This is a genomic window from Streptomyces candidus (assembly GCF_014207445.1).
Classification (GTDB): Bacteria; Actinomycetota; Actinomycetes; order Streptomycetales; family Streptomycetaceae; genus Streptomyces; species Streptomyces candidus.
The window spans coordinates 101,061-122,741 of the sequence record NZ_JACHEM010000007.1 but is presented as its reverse complement, the minus strand read 5'-3'; the positions used below and the strand labels follow the sequence as shown (position 1 = coordinate 122,741).

20 protein-coding genes are annotated in these 21,681 nt (G+C 71.5%); 6 read left to right on the top strand and 14 right to left on the bottom strand.

All coding sequences use genetic code 11. The features are described 5' to 3' along the window. Positions 1–59: 59 nt before the first annotated feature. From HNQ79_RS15575 to HNQ79_RS15555, 5 genes are all read right to left on the bottom strand, one after another. A complete protein-coding gene (locus tag HNQ79_RS15575) occupies positions 60–1,769 on the bottom strand; it encodes an MFS transporter (protein ID WP_185031347.1) in 1,710 nt (569 codons plus the stop codon). 116 nt (positions 1,770–1,885) lie between these two features. Beyond that, a complete protein-coding gene (locus HNQ79_RS15570; protein ID WP_185031345.1) occupies positions 1,886–2,407 on the bottom strand; it encodes a nuclear transport factor 2 family protein in 522 nt (173 codons plus the stop codon). A 46-nt stretch (positions 2,408–2,453) separates the two neighbouring features. After that, positions 2,454–3,662, bottom strand: coding sequence for a cytochrome P450 (locus HNQ79_RS15565; RefSeq protein ID WP_185031343.1), 1,209 nt, complete (start codon positions 3,660–3,662; stop codon positions 2,454–2,456). Positions 3,663–3,699: 37 nt separating this feature from the next. Beyond that, positions 3,700–4,956 carry an NAD(P)/FAD-dependent oxidoreductase gene (locus HNQ79_RS15560; protein WP_185031341.1) on the bottom strand — a complete coding sequence of 419 codons (1,257 nt, stop codon included), beginning with the start codon at positions 4,954–4,956 and terminating at the stop codon, positions 3,700–3,702. After that, the gene (locus HNQ79_RS15555) at positions 4,956–5,279 is read right to left on the bottom strand and encodes a 2Fe-2S iron-sulfur cluster-binding protein (RefSeq protein WP_185031339.1); all 324 of its coding nucleotides are present in this window, start codon (positions 5,277–5,279) and stop codon (positions 4,956–4,958) included. The genes HNQ79_RS15560 and HNQ79_RS15555 overlap by 1 nt, the downstream gene beginning before the upstream one ends. Before the next feature lie 185 nt (positions 5,280–5,464). On the opposite strand from HNQ79_RS15555, the gene HNQ79_RS15550 reads away from it, so the two are divergent. Then, complete coding sequence (locus HNQ79_RS15550) at positions 5,465–6,931, top strand: alpha/beta fold hydrolase (protein WP_185031337.1); 1,467 nt, start codon at positions 5,465–5,467, stop codon at positions 6,929–6,931. 8 nt (positions 6,932–6,939) lie between these two features. Here HNQ79_RS15550 and HNQ79_RS15545 read toward each other — a convergent pair whose 3' ends face one another. The 5 genes from HNQ79_RS15545 to HNQ79_RS15525 form a co-directional block, all read right to left on the bottom strand. Further along, entirely contained in the window at positions 6,940–9,261 is a 2,322-nt protein-coding gene (locus HNQ79_RS15545; RefSeq protein WP_185031335.1) for an ATP-binding cassette domain-containing protein, read from the bottom strand. Positions 9,262–9,343: 82 nt separating this feature from the next. Beyond that, a complete protein-coding gene (locus HNQ79_RS15540; protein ID WP_185031333.1) occupies positions 9,344–10,471 on the bottom strand; it encodes an epoxide hydrolase family protein in 1,128 nt (375 codons plus the stop codon). A gap of 26 nt (positions 10,472–10,497) precedes the next feature. Beyond that, positions 10,498–11,721, bottom strand: coding sequence for an acyltransferase family protein (locus HNQ79_RS15535; protein ID WP_185031331.1), 1,224 nt, complete (start codon positions 11,719–11,721; stop codon positions 10,498–10,500). Between the two features lie 42 nt (positions 11,722–11,763). Beyond that, positions 11,764–12,915: an acyl-CoA dehydrogenase family protein gene (locus HNQ79_RS15530; RefSeq protein WP_229923626.1), complete on the bottom strand. Its 1,152-nt coding sequence runs from the start codon at positions 12,913–12,915 to the stop codon at positions 11,764–11,766. A 140-nt stretch (positions 12,916–13,055) separates the two neighbouring features. Next, positions 13,056–13,544, bottom strand: a complete 489-nt coding sequence (locus tag HNQ79_RS15525; RefSeq protein WP_185031329.1) for an SRPBCC family protein — start codon at positions 13,542–13,544, stop codon at positions 13,056–13,058. 198 nt (positions 13,545–13,742) lie between these two features. On the opposite strand from HNQ79_RS15525, the gene HNQ79_RS15520 reads away from it, so the two are divergent. The 4 genes from HNQ79_RS15520 to HNQ79_RS15505 all read left to right on the top strand — a co-directional run bounded on the left by HNQ79_RS15520 (position 13,743) and on the right by HNQ79_RS15505 (position 16,272). Further along, the gene (locus HNQ79_RS15520; RefSeq protein WP_185031327.1) at positions 13,743–14,546 is read left to right on the top strand and encodes an SDR family NAD(P)-dependent oxidoreductase; all 804 of its coding nucleotides are present in this window, start codon (positions 13,743–13,745) and stop codon (positions 14,544–14,546) included. A gap of 65 nt (positions 14,547–14,611) precedes the next feature. Then, positions 14,612–15,163, top strand: a complete 552-nt coding sequence (locus tag HNQ79_RS15515) for a flavin reductase family protein (RefSeq protein WP_185031325.1) — start codon at positions 14,612–14,614, stop codon at positions 15,161–15,163. Beyond that, entirely contained in the window at positions 15,160–16,098 is a 939-nt protein-coding gene (locus tag HNQ79_RS15510; RefSeq protein ID WP_185031324.1) for an MBL fold metallo-hydrolase, read from the top strand. The genes HNQ79_RS15515 and HNQ79_RS15510 overlap by 4 nt, the downstream gene beginning before the upstream one ends. A gap of 33 nt (positions 16,099–16,131) precedes the next feature. Beyond that, the gene (locus HNQ79_RS15505) at positions 16,132–16,272 is read left to right on the top strand and encodes a surface protein (protein ID WP_229923625.1); all 141 of its coding nucleotides are present in this window, start codon (positions 16,132–16,134) and stop codon (positions 16,270–16,272) included. Positions 16,273–16,341: 69 nt separating this feature from the next. Here the strand turns inward: HNQ79_RS15505 and HNQ79_RS15500 are convergent, their stop codons facing one another. Together HNQ79_RS15500 and HNQ79_RS15495 are read right to left on the bottom strand one after the other, a co-directional pair. After that, a complete protein-coding gene (locus HNQ79_RS15500; RefSeq protein WP_185031322.1) occupies positions 16,342–16,836 on the bottom strand; it encodes a nuclear transport factor 2 family protein in 495 nt (164 codons plus the stop codon). Positions 16,837–16,913: 77 nt separating this feature from the next. Next, positions 16,914–18,110 (bottom strand): MBL fold metallo-hydrolase, encoded by a 1,197-nt coding sequence (locus HNQ79_RS15495; RefSeq protein ID WP_185031320.1) that lies wholly within the window; start codon positions 18,108–18,110, stop codon positions 16,914–16,916. A 547-nt stretch (positions 18,111–18,657) separates the two neighbouring features. Between HNQ79_RS15495 and HNQ79_RS15490 the strand changes: the two genes are divergently transcribed. Beyond that, positions 18,658–19,599 carry a carbohydrate kinase family protein gene (locus HNQ79_RS15490; protein ID WP_229923624.1) on the top strand — a complete coding sequence of 314 codons (942 nt, stop codon included), beginning with the start codon at positions 18,658–18,660 and terminating at the stop codon, positions 19,597–19,599. Positions 19,600–19,663: 64 nt separating this feature from the next. Here HNQ79_RS15490 and HNQ79_RS15485 read toward each other — a convergent pair whose 3' ends face one another. Further along, complete coding sequence (locus tag HNQ79_RS15485; RefSeq protein WP_185031316.1) at positions 19,664–20,455, bottom strand: SGNH/GDSL hydrolase family protein; 792 nt, start codon at positions 20,453–20,455, stop codon at positions 19,664–19,666. A gap of 188 nt (positions 20,456–20,643) precedes the next feature. Beyond that, positions 20,644–21,681 carry a M23 family metallopeptidase gene (locus HNQ79_RS15480; RefSeq protein ID WP_185031314.1) on the bottom strand — a complete coding sequence of 346 codons (1,038 nt, stop codon included), beginning with the start codon at positions 21,679–21,681 and terminating at the stop codon, positions 20,644–20,646.

Genomic DNA, 21,681 nt, shown 5'->3' with positions numbered 1-21,681 from the left:
GCGGGCCGCACCCGGTGCCCCGGGATGCGGCCCGCCCCTGCCTGGCGGGAACCGGTGCGTCAGGTGGACTTCACCGGGTTCAACTCCCCCTCGGGGGACGGCGCTCCGGCAACCCCGGACGGCGCCTGCACCTCCCCCTGCGAACCCTTCGCAGCCGGGTCCTGCACAGCCGGCGCCGGCTCCGCCGTTCCCTTGGCCGCCGCCGGATCCTGCTCCGGTCCGCCGCCCGCGAGGTCCTGCGCCACCGGCTGTACGTGCTTCAGCAGGACGGCCACCAGCACCGCGGCCCCCGCGATCAGCGTGGCGCTCACCACGGCGTTGAAGTGCAGCCCCTCGGTGAACGCGGTGCGCGCCGCGTCCGCCAGCGCCTCGCCGGCGCGCCCCGGCAGCTCGGCCGCCGAGGCCAGCGCCCCGCCCAGGGTGTCCAGCGCCACCTCCGCGGTGCCCGCGTCGACGCCCTGCGGCATCGTGTCCTCCAGGTGCCCCCGGTAGACGGCGGTGCCGACGCTGCCGAGCAGGGCCACGCCCAGTGCGTTGCCCAGCTCCTGGTTGGTCTCCGACACGGCGGAGGCGATGCCCGCCTTGTCCGGCTCCACGGCGCCGAGGATCATGTCGGTGCCCATGATGGTCATCGGGCCCAGGCCCAGCGCGAAGATGACGTTGCCGACGATGAGGAGCCCCAACTGGCCGCCGTCGAGCTGGGTGTAGAGGGAACAGCCGACGACCGCGACGGCGAGGCCCGCCGCCATGACGTACGCGGGCCGGTACTTCTTGACCAGGCCGGGGGTCACCGCGCCCACGACCATCATCGCGACCGTCTGCGGCAGGGTCCACAGGCCCGCCTCGAAGGGCGACATGCCGAGGATGAGCTGCAGGTACTGCGCCATGAAGAGGTACATGCCGGCCATGGCGAACAGGACGAGGGTCATGGTCGCCAGCGAGGCGCTGAACTTCCGGTTGGCGAACAGCTTCAGGTCCAGCAGCGGTGCTTCGAGCGTGCGCTGCCGCAGGACGAACACGGTGCCGAGGGCCACGCCGAGCAGGGCGATCAGCGCGGGCTGGACGGCGATGCCGTCCTTGGCGATCTCCTTGACGCCGTACACCAGCGTCATCATCGCGCCGACCGACAGCAGCAGGCTCCACCCGTCGAGCCGGCCGGGCGCGGGGTCCTTGTGCTCGGGCAGCAGGACGGGCGCGGCGGCCAGGAGCAGCACCATCGCCGGTACGGCCATCAGGAAGACCGAGCCCCACCAGAAGTTGCTCAGGAACGCGCCGCCCACCAGCGGGCCGATCGACATGCCGACCATGAAGGCGGTCATCCACACGGCGATGGCGCTGGCCCGCTGCGCGGGGTCGTGGAACATGTTGCGGATCAGGGCCAGCGTGGAGGGCATGAGCGTGGCGCCCGCGATGCCGAGCAGGGCGCGGGCGGCGATCAGCAGTTCGGCGTTGGGGGCGTACGCCGCGACGACGGAGGCGAGGCCGAACGCGGCGGCCCCGATGATGAGCAGCTTGCGGCGGCCGATGCGGTCACCGAGGCTGCCCATGGTCATGAGAAAGCCGGCGACCAGGAACGCATAGATGTCGAGGATCCACAGCAGCTGCGAACTGGTGGGCGCGAGATCGGCGCTCAGGGCGGGTACCGCGAGGTACAGGACGGTCATGTCCATGGAAATGAGCATGGCGGGCAGTGCCAGTACGGCCAGCCCGACCCATTCCCGTCGCCCCGCCTTCGGCGGCGGAGCGGCGGAGGCGGCTACTTCTGTCATCAGTGATCCCATCTATTGCGTGCCGTCCCCCGTGGCCCCGGCGCAGGTGCGAGCCCGGGAGTCTCCATGAGAGCGCACCGCCCTCGAGTGACGGTGGAGCCGAAGCGCCGGGGGCCTCAGCCCGGGTTGTGGATCTTGTCGGCCCAGTTGGCCGAGTCGTGCGTGACGACGCGCGAGCGGGTCATCAACTCCCCGTCCCTGCGCTCCAGTACGTCCTCCACGACCGTGGTCGGCTCGAAGCTCACCTTGCCCTGCGCGTCGGTCATGCTGACCATCGCCTGGTAGCGGACCTTCAGGGTGTCGTCGGCGGCGGGCACGATCAGCATGCGGTCGAACCAGTACCGGTAGACGAGCCCGTCGTAGTAGGCGATGTTCTCCTCGCGGGCCCGCCGCGCGGAGGTCTCCTCGGCGCGGGGCTTGTCCGGGTCGCCCCGGCGGGCCGACATCTCCTTGAGGAGCTGCTCGCGCCCCTCGAAGCGCCAGCCGTACGGAATGTGCTCAAGCGTGCAGTCGGGGGTGAAGGTCAGCAGGAACTCCTCCAGCCGGCGGGCTTCGAGCAGTGGCATCTGGCTCGCGTAGAACTGCTGTACTTCCACGTACAGTTCGGGTCTGACCCGGGGGGTGACGTGCTGGGACACTCGGTTTCCCTTCGAAGAAGCGGTACGAAACGGACGGGCTCGCCGCTCACCACGCGACCGGCAGCTCCCACAGCCCGTAGATCACGGCGCCCTCCTTGCGCGGAATCTCCAGGAAGGGCTTGGCCAGCCGCAGGGTGGGGATGCGCGCGAAGAGCTTGCTCCACACGATCTCCAGCTCCAGCCGGGCGAGGTCGGCGCCGATGCAGTGGTGCACGCCGTGGCCGAACCCCAGGTGCTTGCGGCTGCCGCGTTCGATCAGCAGCTTCTCCGGCTCGGGGAAGACCTCGGGGTCGCGGTTGGCGGCGAGGCCGAGGAAGAGGATTCCGTCGCCCTTGCGGATCGTCCTGCCGGCGACCTCGATGTCCTCCAGGGCCACCCGGGGGATGGCGGTGTCGCCGATGGTGGCGATCCTGACGAGCTCCTCGACTGCGGGCCTGACCAACGAGGGGTCGTTCTTGAGGAGTTCCAGCTGGTCGGGGTTCTCCAGCAGGCAGGCCGTGCCGAGGGATATCTGGCTGGCGGTGGTCTCGTGGCCGCCGTTCATCAGGAGCCGGACCATGTTGAACAGGTCGCGGTCGGTGTAGTCCTCCCCGGACGCCTCGTAGTCGGCCATCGCCCTGCTCAGCAGGTCGTCCCCGGGCTCGCGCTTCTTCAGTGCGATGAGCTCGCTGATGTACGCGTTCACCTCGACGATGGCGGCCTGGCGCTCCTCGGTGCTGCTGTGACCGCCGAGCAGGGCCGTGCCGTGCTTGATGAAGAAGTCGTGCTGGTCCTGGGGAATGCCGAGGAGTTCGCAGATGACGGTCATCGGCACCGGGAGCGAGAACTCGTGGTGCAGGTCGAGCGGTCCGCCGCGGGCGAGCATCCGGTCGATGTGCTCGTCGACGATCTGCTCGATGCGGGGACGCAGCCGCTTGACCTGGCGAGTGGTGAAGGTCAGCGCGGCCTTGCGGCGGGTCTTGGCGTGCGCCTCGCCGTCGTAGCCGATGAAAGAGGTCTCGGTGCGGTACTCGGGGGGCGCGATGAAGTAGAAGGGGAAGTTGGCGTGCTTGCGCGAGGCACTGAGCCTCGGGTCGGTCAGCAGGGACCGGGCGGTCTGGTAGCCGGTGACCGTCCAGATGCGCAGTCCTGACCCGTCGAGGGTCACCTGCGAGACGTCCTCCTTCACCATCTCCTGGTACTCGGGGGGCGCGGAGAAGGGGCAACTGCGGGCGTACGGGAAGGTCTTCGCGTCGGACTCGACGGGGGCGGTCATGATGGTTCCCTTCTGTAGTACCGGAATTGACGGAATGTCAGGCAGGCTGGGACTGCAGCTGCTGTTGCTTCAGGTCGAATCCGGGGGCGGCCACGGACTCCGGAGTGAGCGAGTGCCGGCTTCCGGCGAGCAGTCTGCGGGTGATCGCGTGGTCCGCGGGCCGGCCGACCGATTCCACGCCGAGCAGCCGTTCGCCCCGGAAGCAGAAGACGGAGAAGCGTCCGCCGGCCGGGTCTCCCACGGTGACCGTGCGGTCGTGTCCGGCCGTGAGCCCGGCGATCTGGAGCCGCACACCGTACTGGTGCGTCCAGAACCAGGGCACGGCGTCGTAGTCGGCACCGCCCTCGGGGTCGCAGACCGTCGTGGCCGCGGCACGGGCCTGGTCGGCGGCGTTCTGTACGGATTCCAGTCGTACCGGCGCGTGCCGGCCGAGCCCGTGGCGGCTCGGGAAGCGGGCGCAGTCGCCGATGGCGAGGACGGCCGGGTCGCTGGTGCGCAACCGTGCGTCGACCAGGATGCCGTCGTCGACGGCGAGGCCCGCTCGTGCGGCGATTTCCGTGTTCGGCACGGCGCCGATCCCGGCGACCACGACGTCCGCGGCGATCCGCTCGCCGCCGTCGAGCTCGACTTCGCGCACCCGCCGCTCCTCGCCGTGCACGGCGGTCACTTCGCGGGCGAGCAGGACGCGCACGCCGTTTCTGCGGTGCAGTTCGGCGAGGTGGCGGGAGACGGGCTCGCTCACCGACCTTCCCATGAGCCGGTCCCGCACCTCGACCACTGCGACGTCGAGCCCCAACGTGCGTGCGGCAGAGGCTACTTCGAGGCCGATGAAACCGCCGCCGACGACCACCAGGTCGCGCGCCCCGTACAGCCGCGAGCGCAGGTCGCGCGCGTCGGAGAGCGTACGGAGGGTGTGGACACCGGCGAGTCCGGCGCCCGGCACGGTCAGGGCGCGCGGGCGGGCCCCGGTGGCGAGCACCAGGGCGTCGTACGGCAGCTCACGTCCCGACGCGAGGAGCAGGGTCCGTCCCTCCCGGTCGATCCCCTCGGCCCTCTCGCCGCTCAGCAGCTCGATGTCCCGGTCGGGGTAGTGCGACGCCGGATACAGGGCACAGTCCACTCGCTCCCCGCCGGCGGCCAGCAGCTCCTTGGACAACGGGGGCCGCTGGTAAGGAGTTTCACTCTCCTCGCCGACCAGGACGACGCGACCTCCGTACCCCTGCGCGCGCAGCGCGACCGCGGCCTCCGCCCCCGCCTGTCCGGCGCCCACCACGACGACCGTCGGCCGCCCCATCAGCTCTGCGCCTGCGGCAGGTCCACCACGAGTCCGTCGAGGGCGTCGGAGACGGGCAGCTGGCAGCTGAGCCGGCTGTTCGCGCGGCGCGGCGACGCGGTGCCGTACAGCACGTCGTCCTCGACCTCGTGCATCTCGGGCAGTACGACGCCGCAGTCCTCGTCCACGTAGACATGACAGGTCCCGCACTGGGCGGAGCCGCCGCACTGGGCCTCGATCCCGTCGATGTCGTTCAGCTTCGCGCCGCGCATCACCGTGTTGGGCGCGGGTACGTCGACGACGGTGACCGTGCCTCGGGGGTGCCGGTAGGTGATCTTGGCCATGGCGCTCTCCTCTGGGAATGTCGGCCGACCGCGGGTGGGCGACCCCGACTCTGACCGCCGCACCTGGGGCCTGCCTGGAGCACCTCTCGAAACGCACCGCCGCGCGCCCTCTTCGAGAGGTGCTCTAGCCGTCGCGGCCATCCTGTCGGCCGCACGCCGGACCTCACGAGAGAACGGAAACGCACGTGACCACAGACACCGCACGGCCCCCCCTCGCCGATTCGCTCCACGAGTTCCACTCGCAGCGCCCGCGCTGGACGACCGGCGCGGACGAGCACGGCCCCGTCGAGGAGACCACGATCGAGGTGCCGCGCGACTACGCCGACCCCGGCGGCGAACGCCTCACCCTCGCCGTCTCCCGTCGCCGGGCCTCGGACCCCGCCCGCCGCCGAGGCGTCCTGCTGTCCCTCAACGGCGGTCCCGGCGGCGACTGGGGGCTGGCCAGGCGGCTGTCGGGCAAGTTCGTGGGGACGCCCGTGCACGAGGTGTACGACCTGATCGGCTTCGACCCGCGCGGCATGGGCGACTCGACCCGGCTGTACGCCGAAGTGGCGGCCCCCGAGGCCCCGTTCGACTCCCGCCCGCCGGACTCGGACTTCGAACTCCTCGCCGAGGACATGCGCCGCCGCGAACTGGGCTGCGAGCGCGGCGGCGGCGACCTGCGCCCGCACATCAGCACCCGCAACATCGCCCGGGACCTCGATGTGATCCGCGCCGTACTCGACGAGCCGAAGATCAGCTTCGTCGGCTTCGCCTACGGGACGGCGGTGGGCGCCGTGTACGCCACCCTGTTCCCCTCCCGGCTGGACCGCAGTGTCCTCGACTCCTGCGTGAACCCCGAGTGGAACTGGTACGAGCAGTTCCTCTCCCAGGGCGACGCGATCAGGCGCAACGTCGACCGGTGGGCCGGCTGGGCGGGCGAGCGCGACGGCCACTTCGGTCTCGGCCGGACCCCCGAGGAAGTCCTGGGCACCGTCGAGGAGGTCGTCGCCCTGCTGGAGAAGGCCGGCGCGCCGCACCTGCGGACCCTGCTGGACGGCGCGATGGGCTACCGTACCGCCGACCGCGCCCAGTGGGAGCAGCTCGGTACCCTGGTCGGCGACCTGCGGACAGCCGCGTCCGCCGCGGACACGGAAAGGGTGGCCGAGCTGCTCGCAGGCCAGCGCCAGTGGCGGCCCACCGACAACGAGGGCGAACTGCGCATCGGCGTCCTCGACGCCATCACCCTGGAGTCCGACTGGCCCACCGACCTCGACGGCTACTACGCCACCATGCGCACCTACCGCGAGCGCTACCCGTACGGCTACGGGGTCCTCCGCGCCCAGCCGTGGGTCGGCACCTTCCGGACCTTCCGGGCCCCGGAGCCCCCGGTGACCATCACCGGCGGAGACTTCCCGTCCGGGATCGTCGTCCAGTCCGACGGCGACATCATGGACCACTACGCGGGCGGCGTGGCGATGGCGGAGCGGCTGGGACACCACCTGATCACCGTGGAGGACTCCGGCGAGCACGAGATCTACGTACTGGGCGACAACTCGCGCGTCGACGCGCTGGTCCACGCGTATCTGGTGTCGGGGGAGCTGCCGCCCGCCCGGACGACCTGCCCCGGCGCGGCCCCGCGCCCCGCCGTCTCCCCCGACCCGGCACGCTGAGGACGGGCTCAGGCCGGGGCGACGCCCAGATGCCGTCGCAGGTGTTCCCCGGTCAACGAGCCGTGTACAGCGAGTAGTTCGGAAGGGGTACCGGTGAAGACGATCTCGCCGCCGCCCTTGCCGCCGTCCGGGCCCAGGTCGATGATCCAGTCGGCCTCCTTCACGACGTCGAGGTTGTGCTCGACGACGATCACGGTGTTGCCCCGGTCGACCAGCCTGTCGAGGAGCGTCACCAGGGTGGCCACGTCGGACATGTGCAGTCCCGTGGTGGGCTCGTCCAGCACGTAGACGCTGCCGGACCGGTTCAGCTGGACGGCGAGCTTGATGCGCTGGCGTTCGCCGCCGGACAGGGTGCTGAGCGACTGCCCGAGGCTGAGGTAGCCGAGCCCGACGTCCACCAGGGCGGTGGCCTTCTCGCGCAGCGCCCGCTCCTCGAAGTAGCCGGCCGCTTCCCGTGCCGACATCTCCAGCACGTCCGCGACGGACTTGCCGCGCAGCCGGTGCGCGAGCACCGACTCCTTGAAGCGGCGCCCGTCGCAGGTCTCGCAGTGCGTGGTGACCGGGTCCATGTACGCGACCTCGGTGATGACGGCGCCGCGGCCCTGGCAGTCCTCGCAGGCCCCCGCCGAGTTGGCGCTGAACAGGCCGGGGGCGACACCGTTGGCCTTGGCGAACAGCTTCCGCAACGGGTCCATCAGGCCGAGGTACGTCGCGGGGGTCGACCGGGAGGAGGCCGCGATCGGCGACTGGTCGACGTACACCGCGTCCGGGTACCGTTCCATGAACGCCCCGGAGGCCAGTGAGCTCTTGCCGGAACCCGCGACGCCGGTGACGACGGTGAGCACGCCGGTGGGGAACACCACCGAGACGTCCTTGAGGTTGTGCAGCGCGGCGTTCTCGACGGGCAGCTTGCCCCTCGGTTCCCGGAATCGCGTCCTGGCGACGGCGGCCGCGCGAAGCCCGCGCCCGGTGAGGGTGTCGGCGGCGCGCAGTTCCTCGTACGTCCCCCGGAAGACGATCTCGCCGCCGTTCACCCCGGCCCCGGGGCCGACGTCGACGACGTGGTCCGCGAGCGCGATGACGTCGGGATCGTGCTCGACGACCAGCACCGTGTTGCCCTGGTCCCGCAGCGCCCGCAGCAGGGAGCCCACACGTCCCACGTCACGGGGGTGCAGTCCGGTGCTCGGCTCGTCGAAGAAGTACGTCATGCCGGTGAGGGTGGAGCCCAGATGCCGGACGAGTTTGAGGCGCTGGCCCTCGCCGCCGGACAGGGTGCCGGTGGCCCGGTCGAGGCTGAGGTAGCCGAGGCCGATCTCCGCGATGCGTTCCAGGGCGGTACGCGCCGCGCCGGCCAGCGGGGCGGCCGCCGGGTCGTCGATGCGGGCGAGCACGCCGATCAGGTCGCCGATCTCCATGCGGGCCCAGTCGGCGATGCTGCGGCCGTCGATGCGGGTGGCGAGGGCGGCGGGGTTGAGGCGGGCGCCGTCGCAGGCCGGGCAGAGCTGTTCGACGAGGAACGCGGCGACGGCGGCCTGGTTCTTCTCGCTCATGGTGCTGACGTCGCGTTTGACGTTGAGGCGGGTGACCCGGTCGACGAGGCCCTCGTAGTTCAGCTGCAGCGAACTGTTCTTCGTGGACACCTTGACCTTGGGGCCGCCGGAGCCGTGCAGGAGCGTGTGCCATTCGTCGGGCGTGTACTGGGCGAGCGGCTTCGCCGGATCGAGCCGGCCGGAGGTGGCGTACAGCTGCCACTCGGGGCTGCCCACCCGGTACCAGGGCACCAGGATCGCCCCCTCGTCCAGGGACTTCGTACGATCGACCACCCGGTCCGGGTCGATGCGCCGGACCTGGCCCAGGCCCTCGCACTCGGGACACATGCCCTTGGGGTCGTTGAAGGAGAACCTGGAGACCAGGCCCTCGGAGGGCGTGCCGTGGCGTGCGAACAGCGCCCGGATCATCGAGTGGACGTCCGTCATGGTGCCGACGGTGGAGCGGCTGTTGCCGCCCACCGGCTTCTGGTCGACGACGACCGGGGTCGAGAGGTGGTCGATGGCGTCCGCGTCCGGCCTTTCGTACTTGGGGAGCTGGTTGCGGATGTACCAGCCGAAGGTGGCGTTGAGCTGGCGCTGCGCCTCCACGGCGAGGGTGTCGAACACCAGGGAGGACTTCCCGGAGCCGGAGACGCCGGTGAAGACGGTCAGGGTGTTTTTGGGGATGTCGAGGGTGACGTCCTTGAGGTTGTGTTCGCGCGCGCCGACGATCCTGATGCTGTGCGATCCGGTGCTGTGCGATCCGGTGCTGTGTGATCCGGTGCTGTGTGTTTCGCCCATGGCGGCAGGCTAGGAGCGGGCACTGGAATCCGGCTCGATCCCGCCGGGGCCCCCGCACCCGACTCCCTTGCCGGAGGTGCCATCAACGAAGTTCCCGTACGAACTCCCTGATGTCAGAGGCGAGTTGCTCCGGGTCCTCCAGGGCGGGGAAGTGCCCGCCGCGTTCGTGCTCCTTCCAGCTGCGCAGATCGGTGAAGCGGCCCTCGATCCAGGGGCGCGGCATCCGTCCGTCCTTGGGGTAGTTGGAGACGGCGGACGGCACCCGCACCTCGCCGAGCGCGAGCCTGTTCTGGCTCTCCCAGTAGATGCGGGCGGAGGACGCGGCGGTGGCGGCGAACCAGCCGACGCTGACCGCGTCGAGGAGCCGGTCGCGGCAGATCACCTTTTCGAGGTCGCCGTCGTGGTCGCTCCAGGCCCAGTATTTCTCGGCCATCCAGGCCAGTTGGCCCGCGGGCGAGTCGGTCAGCCCGTAGCCGAGGGTCTGCGGGCGGGTCGTCTGCAGGACGGAGTAGCCACTCTCCTGCTCCTTGAACTCCTTCATCCGGGCGAGTCCGGCCAGGTCGCGCTCCGAGAGCTCCACCTGTTCCTGCGGGGGCCGGGCGAACGGCATCGTCACGTGGATGCCGCGCAGCCTTCCCCGGCCCTCGTCCTGCTCGCCCAGGATGGCGGTGATGAACGATCCCCAGTCGACACCGTGCGCGAAGTAACTGTCGTACCCGAGTCGGCTCATCAGAACGTCCCAGGCCCGTGCGGTGCGCTCCGCCGTCCAGCCCGCGGCGGCCGGCCTGTCGCTGAAGCCGAAGCCGGGCAGCGAGGGGCAGACCACGTGGAAGGCGTCGGCGGGGTCGGCGGGGTCGGTGAGCGGGCGCAGCAGGTCGAGGAACTCCACCACCGACCCGGGCCAGCCGTGCGTGACCAGCAGCGGCACCGCCTGCGGGTGCGGCGAGCGCAGGTGTACGAAGTGGATGCCGAGCCCGTCGATCTCCGTACGGAACTGGGGGACTCCGTTGATCCGGGCCTCGGCGGCCCGCCAGTCGTAGCCCTCCCGCCAGTACGCGCACAGCTCCTTGGCGTATCCCAGCGGCAGCCCCTGCGACCAGTCGTCGACGGTCTCCCGCTCCGGCCAGCGGGTCCGCGCGAGACGCTCGTGGAGGTCGGCGAGATCCGCACCGGGGATCTCCACGCGGAAGGGGGTGATCGCGGGGGGCACGTGCCTCTCCTCGGGGGTGCGCGGGGTCACTTGGTCACCGTCACCCGGTCGGCCGGCCGCTGCTGCTCCGCCGTCGGCTTCGGGGGTACGGACGCGGGCCGGGCCCAGCGGCGCATCGCCGGTTCTTCCACGTACCGGTGCAGCAGCCAGGCCAGGACGAGACTGATCGCCATCGTCAGTCCTATGTCCCGCAGCGCTTCGAGGAAGGTCCAGGTCTGCATTCCGTGGTCGGGGCTGACCGCGCGCACGGGTCCGTAGTACAGGACGAGGTAGTGCACCATGTACAGCGCGAAGGAGATCTCGCCGAGCCACACCATGGTGCGTCCGCCGAAACCGGTGCGGCTGCCCCGTACGTCGGCGGTGGCCGCGGCGGCGATCAGCAGGGCGAGCGGCAGCGCGGTCAGCGACATCCAGGCGAATACGTCCGGCAGTTGGGTCGTCACGGCGTAACCGGCCACGGCCAGCAGTGCCGCCCAGCCGGTGCGCATGCCGATCCAGCGGCCCTTGAGGACGATCTGCGCGACGAGGATGCCCAGCACGAACTCCAGCATCCGCGACAGCGGGAAGTGGTAGACGAACCAGTACTCCCACCAGGACATCCCGCCGCCCCACCACATGACGGGCTGGTCGGGCAGCACCTGCGCGACGAACGGCAGCGTCAGAACGGCGAGCGTCACGCCACCGGTCCACAGCCACAGCCGGTTGTCGCGGATCCTGCGCACCAGCGGCAGCACGAAGGGGAAGGACAGGTAGAACAGCAGCTCACACGTGAGCGACCAGCTGGGCGAGTTGGTGCCGTGCCCCTGGATGACCTCCTGGGAAGGTATCCAGCTCTGCAGGAGGAACACCGAGGGGAGGGTGTTGGAGACGGTGACTGCGACGCCGCCGGTGATCATCAGGACGACGGTGGCGGCCAGCGTGACGAGGTGGTTGGGGAAGATCTTCACCAGGCGCCTGCGCCAGAACCGGCGGCGGGTGTCGCTGTCCCTGGCGACCCAGGTGAGGATGAACCCGCTGAGGACGAAGAAGAACGTCAGACCCACCGAGCCCGCCACGAACAGGTAGTCCGAGTGGTTGTCCTCGGGCGCGGCGCCCATGTAGAACAGATAGCCGGTGTGCGAGATCAGCACGATGAAGGCGGCGACGAAGCGCAGCCCGGTGAGCGAGGGCAGCGTGGACCGGCGGTCCGTGGGACCGGGCGGGGTCGCTGCGGGTTCGGCGGGCGGCGCGGGGACTGGGGCTCCTGGCACGATGCACTCCTGGTGGGTTCTGTCCAATTGCGGGTGGGGGGGTCAGTTCGCGGTGCGTCGGGGCCCTTCGGCGGGGCCCGCGTCGGCCGGGCCGAGGAGCGCCGCCGCGTAACTGCGGCCCGCCGAGGTCTCGTACCGCAGTGCCGTGTGGCTGGTCGCCGTCACCACGTCCCGCCAGTAGCGCTGGAGGGGGTGGGAGAGGGACAGCCCGCCGGTGCCGGAGAGACGGACCAGCGTCCAGACCGCGTCCGCGGCGAGCTCGGCGGCCGATGCGGAGTTCCGTTCGGAACGGGCGAGGGACGGCGCGGCGAAGTCGCGGGCGTCGACCGCGGCGGCATTCTGTTCCGTCAACTGCCGTGCGGATTCGATGAGTCCGGCGGCGCGGGCGAGGGCGACCTCTTTGCCCGGGGTGCGCCGCTTGCCGGTCAGCAGGGTGCCGGCCGCGCGCAGCGCTCCGAGGGCCGCCCCGACGGCGGGCGTGACGAAGGTGAGTCCGGCGACGGCCGGGAAGGGCACGTTGTGCGCGTCGGCCGAGGAGGCGGCGTTGCGTCCGGTCAGCACCTCCGCCCGGTCGAAACTCAGATGCCCGGGTACGAATGAGTCCTCGACGACCACCGTGTGACTGCCGGTCGCGGCCATGCCCACGGCGTCCCAGGTGGGCAGCGTCCGGCAGGATGCGCGGGGCAGCGCGAAGAAGCGCAGGTGCGGCGGCCGGTCGGGATCCGGCACCGCCGCGCACAGCAGGACCCAGTCGGCGAAGTCCACTCCGCTCACGTAGTCCCAGCGCCCGGCGAGCTGCCAGCCGCCGTCGGCGGGCGTGGCCCGGCCGGACGGGATCAGCCCGGCGGAGACCATCGTGTCCGGGCCGTCCGCCCACACCGTCCGCTGCCCCTCCCGGGGCAGGTGGGCGGCCAGCCGGGCCGAGTTGGCGGTGAGCGAAGCGCACCAGGCGGTGGATCCGCACTCCTCCCCCACGGCGACGACGGCGCGGCCCAGATCGGTGAACGAACCCTGTGCTCCGCCGAGTTCGGCTGCCACGAAGTGACGTGCGAAGCCCGCCTCACGCAGTGCGTCGACGACTTCGGGATGCGGTGCGCGGTCGCGGTCCGCGTCCTGCGCGTGCCGGGCGGCGAGCATGCGCACCTTCTCCACGCACTGGGCCAGACCGGTTTCCTGCGGTGTGCCGACAGGCATCCTCGTATCTCCTCTTCCGAAGTGGCGGCCGTCCGCCCGGTGGGCGGCGAGCCTGGGGGTGCGGCCTCGATCCCCGCTACAGCACCGATCGGACCGCACGCCGACCGGACCACTGCGCGCCGGACTGCTGCGTCGCCGGACTACTGCGCCGATCGGACGGCGCGCTCGAAGAGTTCGAGCGTCTCGCCCGGCGACGGCCCGTCGAGCGCCCGGAAGATGCGGTCGGCGCCCTCGCCGTGCCGGTGCAGCTGTACGTGTGCGAGCGTGACCCTCGTACCGCCGTCACCGTCCGGCTCGAAGTCGACCTCGATCAGGCTCGCACCGTCGTCGGTCGGGATGGACTGCCAACTGGCGTTGATGCGCCAGGTCATGACGATGCGACGGCCCGGCAGCCAGTCGAGGATCCGGCCCCAGTCGATCTGCCTGCCGTCCGCGTCCCACTCGTAGTAGCGTCCGCCCACGCCCGGTTCGAAGGCCAGCCCCACCCGCTCCTTGTCCAGCAGGACGTGACTGGCCGGCCACCACTGCTCGGGCTGCTCGGTGAAGACCGCGAACGCCTGCTGCGGTGTGGCGGGGACGGTCACCCACTTCCGTACGTCCGGAATCGTCTGCGTCATCTGCTCGGACACGGGCCCTCCTCGGTTCGCCGTTCGCCGCGCACCAGGGGCGGCGCGCTTCGGCCGTGACGGCCACGACGTTCGGCCGCCCCGCTGGACCGCGCGTCGCGGGGGGCTGGAGCACGGGCTCCTCCCGCGGTCCAGCGGCCCGCTAGGGGACGCCGCCACGGTCCTGGCTACTCGCCACGTCGTCATGCAGAGGAGAGCACCATGACCGATACGGGAACGGCGGCCCGGCAGGCCCGCCGGGTCGCCTTCGTCACCGGCGCGACCAGCGGAATAGGCCTTGCCGTCACCGAACTCCTCGCCCGGAGCGGCGTCGCGGTGTTCGGGGTGGCGCGCAGCGCGGAATGCGTGCGGACCGAGGTGAAACGGCTGCGCGAGGAGGGTCTCGAAGTCGACGGCGCGGTCTGCGACGTGACCTCGCCCGAGCAGATCCGGACGGCGGTGGCGGCGGCGGTCGCCGCGTACGGCCGTATCGACATCCTCGTGAACAACGCGGGCCGCGGCGGCGGCGGGGTGACCGCCGAGATTGAGGACGCGCTGTGGGACGACGTGATCGAGACCAATCTGAACGGTACGTTCCGCGTGACCCGCGAGGTCCTCACCACCGGCCTGATGCGGGACGGCGACTGGGGCCGGATCGTCAACATCGCCTCCACCGGCGGCAAGCAGGGCGTGGAACTCGCCGCCCCGTACTCGGCGTCCAAGCACGGTGTCATCGGCTTCACCAAGGCTGTCGGCAAGGAGCTCGCGCAGAGCGGCATCACGGTCAACGCGGTGTGCCCCGGCTACGTGGAGACCCCGATGGCTCAGCGGGTGCGCCAGGGGTACGCCGCCCACTACGGGGTGAGCGAGCAGGACATCCAGCAGAAGTTCAACTCCAAGATCCCGCTGGGCCGGTACTCGACGCCGGAGGAGGTCGCCGGCCTGGTCGGCTACCTCGTCTCCGACCCGGCCTCGTCCATCACCGCCCAGGCGCTCAACGTCTGTGGCGGGCTCGGCAACTACTGATGCGGCCGCAACAGGTAGCGGCCGCGGCACGGCCCGCAGCGGCGGGCGGAGACGGAGCCCGGCACATGGTCCGACAGACGACGACCCCCACGATGTCCGCGGCGGCCTGTGACGCGCACGCCTTCCGCAGCGCGATGGGCCGTTTCCCCACGGGCGTCTCCCTGCTCACCCAGGGCAGCGGCGAAACAACTGTGGTGATCACCCTCAACAGCCTGATCTCGGTCTCGCTGGACCCGCTGCTGCTCCTGGTGTCGGTGAAGGCCGCGGGCCGGATCCGTCCCCGGGTCGCCGCGGCCGGCAGCTTCGCGGTCAACGTACTGGGCAGTCAGCACCGGCCCCTGGCGGTGGAGTTCAGCCGCGCCGACCGCTGCCACGGGCACGAGGCGATGCTGCGCATGGGCGCGGTCGAGGGAGTCACCGGCAACGCGGTGATCCCCTCGTCCGAGATGTACGTCGAATGCGAGCTGGCCGACCTCCACGAGGCGGGCGACCACACCCTGCTCGTGGGACGCGCGGTCGCGGTCTGCACCGGTGACATCGAACCCGATCCTCTTGTCTTCCACCAGGGCCGGTTCGCCACGTTTCCCGCTGCCGCGCGACGGAGGGCCGCCGCATGACCACCACCGCGCTCGCCGCCGCCCCCGCCCTGGAGCAAGTCGCTGACGACGTCTACGCGTTCGTCCAGCCGGACGGGGGCTGGTGCCTCAACAATGCCGGGCTGGTCGTCGGCACCGGCCGCACCGTCCTTGTCGACACCGCCGCCACCGAGGCCCGCGCCCGGCATCTGCGCGCGGAGGTGGAACGGGTCGCCCCGGCCGGGCCCGACTACGTGGTCAACACCCACTTTCACGGCGATCACACCTTCGGCAACGGACAGTTCACCCCCCGCGCCGCGATCGTCGCTCATCGGGGCACCCGTGCGGAGTCGGCCGAAGCAGGCCTGGGACTGCGGCAGTTGTGGCCGGATGTGCAGTGGGGCGAGACGCCACTGGTGCTGCCCGACGTGGCCTTCGGCGACTCGCTGACTCTCCACACGGGCTCCGCGGGCGACCCGGGAGGTCTGCGGGTCGAGCTGATGGACGTCGGTCCCGCGCACACTGCACACGACGTGGTGGCCTGGGTCCCCGAGCGGTCCGTGCTCTTCACCGGCGACGTGGTGTGGTCCCGGGTCACACCCTTCGTACTGTTCGGCTCGATCAGCGGTTCGCTGCTCGCCCTCGACCGGATGCGTGCGCTGGGAGCACGGACAATCGTGCCCGGTCACGGGCCGGTCGGCGGGCCGGAGCTGTTCGACTTCACCGAGTCCTACCTCCGCTTCGTGCAGCGGCTGGCCGAGGACGCAGTACGCGACGGTCTGAGCCCGCTGGAGGCCGCCCACCGAGCCGAGCTCGGCGAATTCGCCCCGCTGGTGGACGCGGAACGGCTGGTGGGCAATCTGCACCGGGCGTACGCGGAGGCGGCGGGTCTGCCCCCGGCGGCCCGGATCGACGTAGCGACGGCGTTCGGGGAACTGGTCGCCTTCCACGGCGGACCGCCCCCGTGCCACGCCTGACCGTTCACCGAACCGCTGGGAAGGGAAACCGCCATGGCAGCGATCCTGGAATGCGAGCCGTCCGAGCCCGGCTGGCGCGAGATCGGCGCACTCGTACCACTGCCACCGCTCCTGCTGCTCGCCGGAGATCCGGACGACGACAACGAACCGCACATCTGCCGGGGCATCGACTGACGCAACAGACGCACGGGAAGGGGGCCCTCCGTCCGGAGGGCCCCCTTCCCGTGCGTCTCGCGCCCCGCGTCAGCCGGCGAACGCCACCGGCGAGTCCCGGTGGATGACCCGCGACGCGGTGAGCAGCCGCCCATCCCGGCGCACCAGCACGTCCTCGACCGTGAAGGTCGGCTGGAAGTCGACCTTGCCCTCCCTGTCGGTCTGGGTGACGAGCGTGTAGTAGGAGACCCGCAGCGTGTCCGGGTCCGCCGGATCGGCGTCGATCAGCAGGTGCCCGAACCAGTGCCGTACCGCGATGTCCCGGTAGCGCGGCAGGTTCGCCCGCATCCCTGCGATCATCTCCGCCCGGCCGCACTGCCGCTGCCCGCCCGCGTGCACGACCTCGCCGTCCTCGGTGAAGGTGTCGGCGAACCCTTCGATGTCCAGCGCGTCCACCCGTCGCATCTGCCACGCGTAGAACGTCTGGACCTCCGCGAACAGGTCCCCGCCGACCTGCGGGCACGCCGACCGGTCCACCGCCGACCCGGCCTCGTCCACCCGCCCGGCCTCGACTGCCTGGGACATGGGGAGCCTCCCTCCGTGAAGCTGCCGTCCCGGCGACGGCAGAACCCGGCCCCACGCTGCCGCCGCCCGCTCCAGCCTCACTGGAGAGCGGGTGCAACCTCCGCGCCGCGCAGCCCGCCCGGCTCCGCGGCCGGCCGCCACGGCACCGCGATCGGCCTCGACACACTCCGCCACCACGGAATGTCCGGAAGGGCGGCGGTCGGCTCGAAGGGCTCCCCCGGGCACGGGAACGCCGCGTCCTGCCCCGCCTGCCCCGCCACGTCCCGCGTCCACTCGGCCGGTTCCGCCCACGCGTGCGGGGCCAGATTGAAGGTGCCCCAGTGGATCGGCAGCAGCACGCCGTGCGGGCTGCCGCCCTGCAGGTCGAGGTGGGCGCGCATGCCCTCCTCGGGGGTCATGTGGATGTCCGGCCAGTGCGGGCTGTACGCGCCGATCTGGATCATCGTCGCGTCGAACGGGCCGTGTACGGCGCCGATGTCGCGGAAGCCTTCGAAGTAGCCGGTGTCCCCGCTGTGGAAGATCCGGTGCTCGGGTCCCGCGACCGCCCAGGACGCCCAGAGGGTGTGCTGCTGGTTGCGCAGTCCCCGGCCGCAGAAGTGGCGCGCGGGGGTGGCGGTGAGGGTGAGCCCGGCGACCTCGGTGGACTCGTTCCAGTCGAGTTCGCGGATGCGGTCCTGCGGCACGCCCCAGTGCTCCAGGTGCGCGCCGACGCCCAGCGGGACCGCGAAGAGCGCACGGGTGGCGGCCAGCGCGCGGACGGTCGGCATGTCGAGGTGGTCGTAGTGGTCGTGCGAGATGACGACGACGTCGACGTCACCGAGGGAGGCGAGCGGGACGGGCACGGGGTGCAGCCGTTTGGGTCCCGCGAAGCCGAACGGGGAGCAGCGCTCGCCCCAGACCGGGTCGAAGAGCACCCGGCTGCCGTCGATCTCGGCGAGGACGGTGGAATGGCCCATCCAGGTGAGGCGCAGACCGGACGCGGGCGGCTCCGCGGTGTCGGCGAGGGTGGTCGGGTACACGGGAACGGTCCCCGCCGGGGCGCGCAGCACGCGCTCCTCCTTGCGGAAGTACGTCTTCATGAGGCCGGCCATCGAGCCGGACGAGGGCCGGGCCGAGCGGGTGCCCTCGGGGTTCTGGAAAACGCCGTCGGCGAAGTTCGGGGAACGGCGGATGCGTTCCATGCGCTCCCCTGCGGGGTCGGCTCCGAACGCCGCCGTCCGCAGCCCGCGCAGCTTGTCGCGCAACGGCCTCTGCGGGGAATCCGCACCGGTCACGGCACCTCCAAGGGTCGACTTCACTCCATTATGTGCACCCTCGCGCGACGGCCGGGGAACGGGTCCGTGACGGACAGCCGCACAGCAGGGGGCATTCTCCGGGGGAGAACGGTCACGGGGGCCGTCGTATGCCCGGACCGCCCTCCCGCCGAGGCGCGTCGACGCGGGAGGGATCAGTCGAGTTCGTACACCGCGGTCACGCTGACCTCGTCCTTGACCTGGCCGGGGGCGACGGACGCGGGCGGCGGCGCGCAGCGGGGCGGCGTCGGCGACGTCGAAGCTCACGCCGCCGAAGCGGCCCGCGTCGCCCGCCGCGTCCGAGGCGGCCTGGATGACGGCGCCGGTGTGCGGGAGGTCGCGGACCCGGACGGAGAGGTTCTGTCCGGCCTGCCCCGGCGCACGCCCGGTGCGCGCCACTCCGGCGAGGGGTCGGAATTCACCTGTCGGGCCCCCTTGCGACGGGGCTGCGGGTCCGGGCACGGCGCCGTCGCCGACCCGCCATACTGGGGCGTCGGTCGGTTCCGTTTGGCACGGGAAGGGGAGCGCGGTGTCGCAGCAGGGGCAGCAGAACGGTCCGGGCGGGGACAGCGGGTACGACGTCCTGGTGATCGGCGGGAGCGGAGTCGACACGGTCGTACGCGTGGACGCGTTGCCGGTCCCGCTCGCCGACTCCGTGGGGGTCTCCCCCATCAGTGAATGGCCGGGGCACACGGGCGGCAACGTGGCGCTCGGCTGTCAGGCGCTGGGGCTGGACGTGAAGTTCCTCGACGTGATCGGCGACGACTGGATCGGCGGCCAGGTCCGGGAGCGGATGGCCAAGGGCGGTGTCGATTTCGAGCCGATGATCTCGCCCGCGGGCACCCGCCGGGCCGTGAACCTGGTGGATCCGGCGGGCCGCCGGATGTCGTTCTACGACGCCAGGGACCCCGAAGGGCTGCGGATGCCGCGCGACTTCTACGCACCGCACGTGCTCCGGGCCCGGCACGTCCACGTGACGATCATGGGTTTCGCCCGTCATCTGCTGGAGGACCTGGTCGGGTCCGGCGTGCCGCTCTCCACCGACCTGCACGACTGGGACGGGATCGCGGATCACCACCGCGCCTTCGCGCTCAGCGCGGACCTGGTCTTTCTGAGCGCCGCGGGCGCGGGTGAGCGGATCGGTGCGGTGATGCGGGAGATCCTGCGTGAGGGCAGGGCCCGGGCGGTGGTCGCGACGGCGGGCGCGGGGGGTTCGTACCTGCTGACCCGTGACGGCGGCAGCACTCCGCGGCACGTCCCGGCCACGCTCCCGCCCGCCCCGGTCGTGGACTCCAACGGTGCGGGCGACGCGTACGTCTCCGGGTTCCTGTACGGACGTCTCGCCGGCCGGGACCTGGAGGCGTGTGCCGGAATGGGCGCGCTGGCCGGGGCGTACGCCTGCACCGTCGCGGGCAATTCGTCCCTCATCGGCCCGGATGCCCTGACGGCCGAACCTTCCGGTGCCGCCTGAGCCTCCGCAGGCCCGGTCCGCGGGGCGCCGCTCCCCTTGAGGCTGCTTCTGCGGCGGCCGGACCTCAGAGCGGCAGCAGGTCCGGTCGCTTGGCCTCCACGTGGTCGCCGGAGCTCTCGCCGCGCAGTCGCCGACCGATCCACGGCACGAGGTGCTCGCGCGCCCACTGGATGTTGTCGCGGCGCGCTTCGAGCGTGCCGCGAAGGGGCTGCGGCGGCCACGGCTGGTCGGGGTCCGCGGGGATCTCCAGGCCGAGGACCTGGCCGGCCCGCAGGGCGACCCGGGTGTGTCCCTCGGGCGAGAGGTGCAGCCGGTCGGGGTCCCAGGCACGCCGGTCCTGCACGGACTTCAGCGACCACAGGTCCAGGACCGGACAGCCGTAGCGGTCCGCGATGGCCCGTACGTGTGCCGAGTAGGTGGCGACCTTGCCGCGCATGTGGCGCAGTACGGGTACACCGCGGGTGTCGAAGCCGGTGGTCACCAGCACGGTGCCGACCGCCGACGTCAGCTCGGCGACGGCCTTCTCGAACCGCTCGGCCACGTCGTCGGGGTCGCTGCCCGGGCGGATGATGTCGTTGCCGCCCGCACAGAAGCTGACCAGGTCGGGCGCGAGCTCCTTGGCCCGTGGGACCTGGTCCGCGACGATCTGGTCGAGGAGCTTGCCTCTGACCGCCAGATTCGCGTAGCGGAAGGTGTGTTCGGGTACCCGGTCGTCCAGGAGGACGGCGAGCCGGTCGGCCCAGCCGATGAACGCGCCGCCGGGGCCGGGATCACCCACGCCTTCGGTGAAGCTGTCCCCGATCGCCGCGTACGACCCGATGGTGCCTGCTTTGAATGATCTCGAATCGTCTGCCACGTTGACACATCCTTCACCGTCGCAAGTGACCTACGCCACCGTAGGGAAGGGTGACGGTGGGTGAGATATGCCATCGGTCAAGTTTCGTTCAACCCGGAATACAGGGGGCGGCGGCGGACGTGCCTCGCCCCCGTACCGGGGGCGGTACGGGGGCGGGGCCGAGCGGGGACGGGGCCGTCCGGGTGGTACTAGATGGAGACGCCGTTGCTGCGCAGGTAGGCCAGGGGATCGATGTCGGAGCCGTAACCCGGGCCGGTGCGGATCTCGAAGTGCAGGTGCGGGCCGGTGGAGTTGCCGGTGGAGCCGGAGTAGCCGATCTGCTGGCCGCCGGAGACGCTCTGGCCCGAGCGGACGTTCAGCGCGGAGAGGTGCGCGTACTGCGAGAAGCGGCCGTCGTTGTGCCGGATGACGACCTCGTTGCCGTACGAGCCGCCCCAGCCGGCGGAGACGACGGTGCCCGCGCTGACGGCCTTGACCGAGGTGCCGGAGGACGCCCGGAAGTCGACGCCGGTGTGGTAACCGCTGGACCAGCTGCCGCCGGAGGCGCGGTACGGGGTGGAGACGCCGGAGGGGACCGGCGCGCTGAAGCCGGAGCGGGAGCCGGTGTTCTGCGACTGGCGCTCGGTGCGCCGCTCGCTCTTCGCCGCACGCTGCTCGGTGCGCTCACGGCTCTGCTCGGTGCGCTTCTCGGCCTTCGCGGCCTTGCGCTCAGCGGAGCGCTCGGCCTTGCGCTCCGTGGTGCGCTCGGCCTTGCGCTCGGTGGGCGCGGCCTTCTTCTCGGCCGGGGCCGCGGCGGGTGCGGGCGAGCCGCCCGGCGCCTTCGCGCCGATCGACAGCTTCATGCCCGGGAGGATCAGCGAGGGGTCCTCGCCGACGACCGACCGGTTGTCGGAGTAGAGCTTCTGCCAGCCACCGCGCACCTTCTTCTCGGCGGCGATCTTCGACAGGTGGTCGCCCTGCACGACGGAGTACGTGCGGACGGTGTCGGTCTTCGGGGTCGCCGCCTGCTCCGCCGTCCGCTGCTGCGGCACTATCGCCGCCGGAGCCTTCGACGACTTGAGCACGGGGGCCTCGGCCACCGGCGCCGCGGCCTTGTCGGCGGCGTGCGCGCCCGTGGCGCCGATCAGCGGGAGTGCCAGTGCCGCACCACCCGTGCCGGCGGCGACGAAGCCGCGGGTGAGGGACGAACTGGACTTCGGGCGGCGGTGCTTACCCTTTGCAGGCAT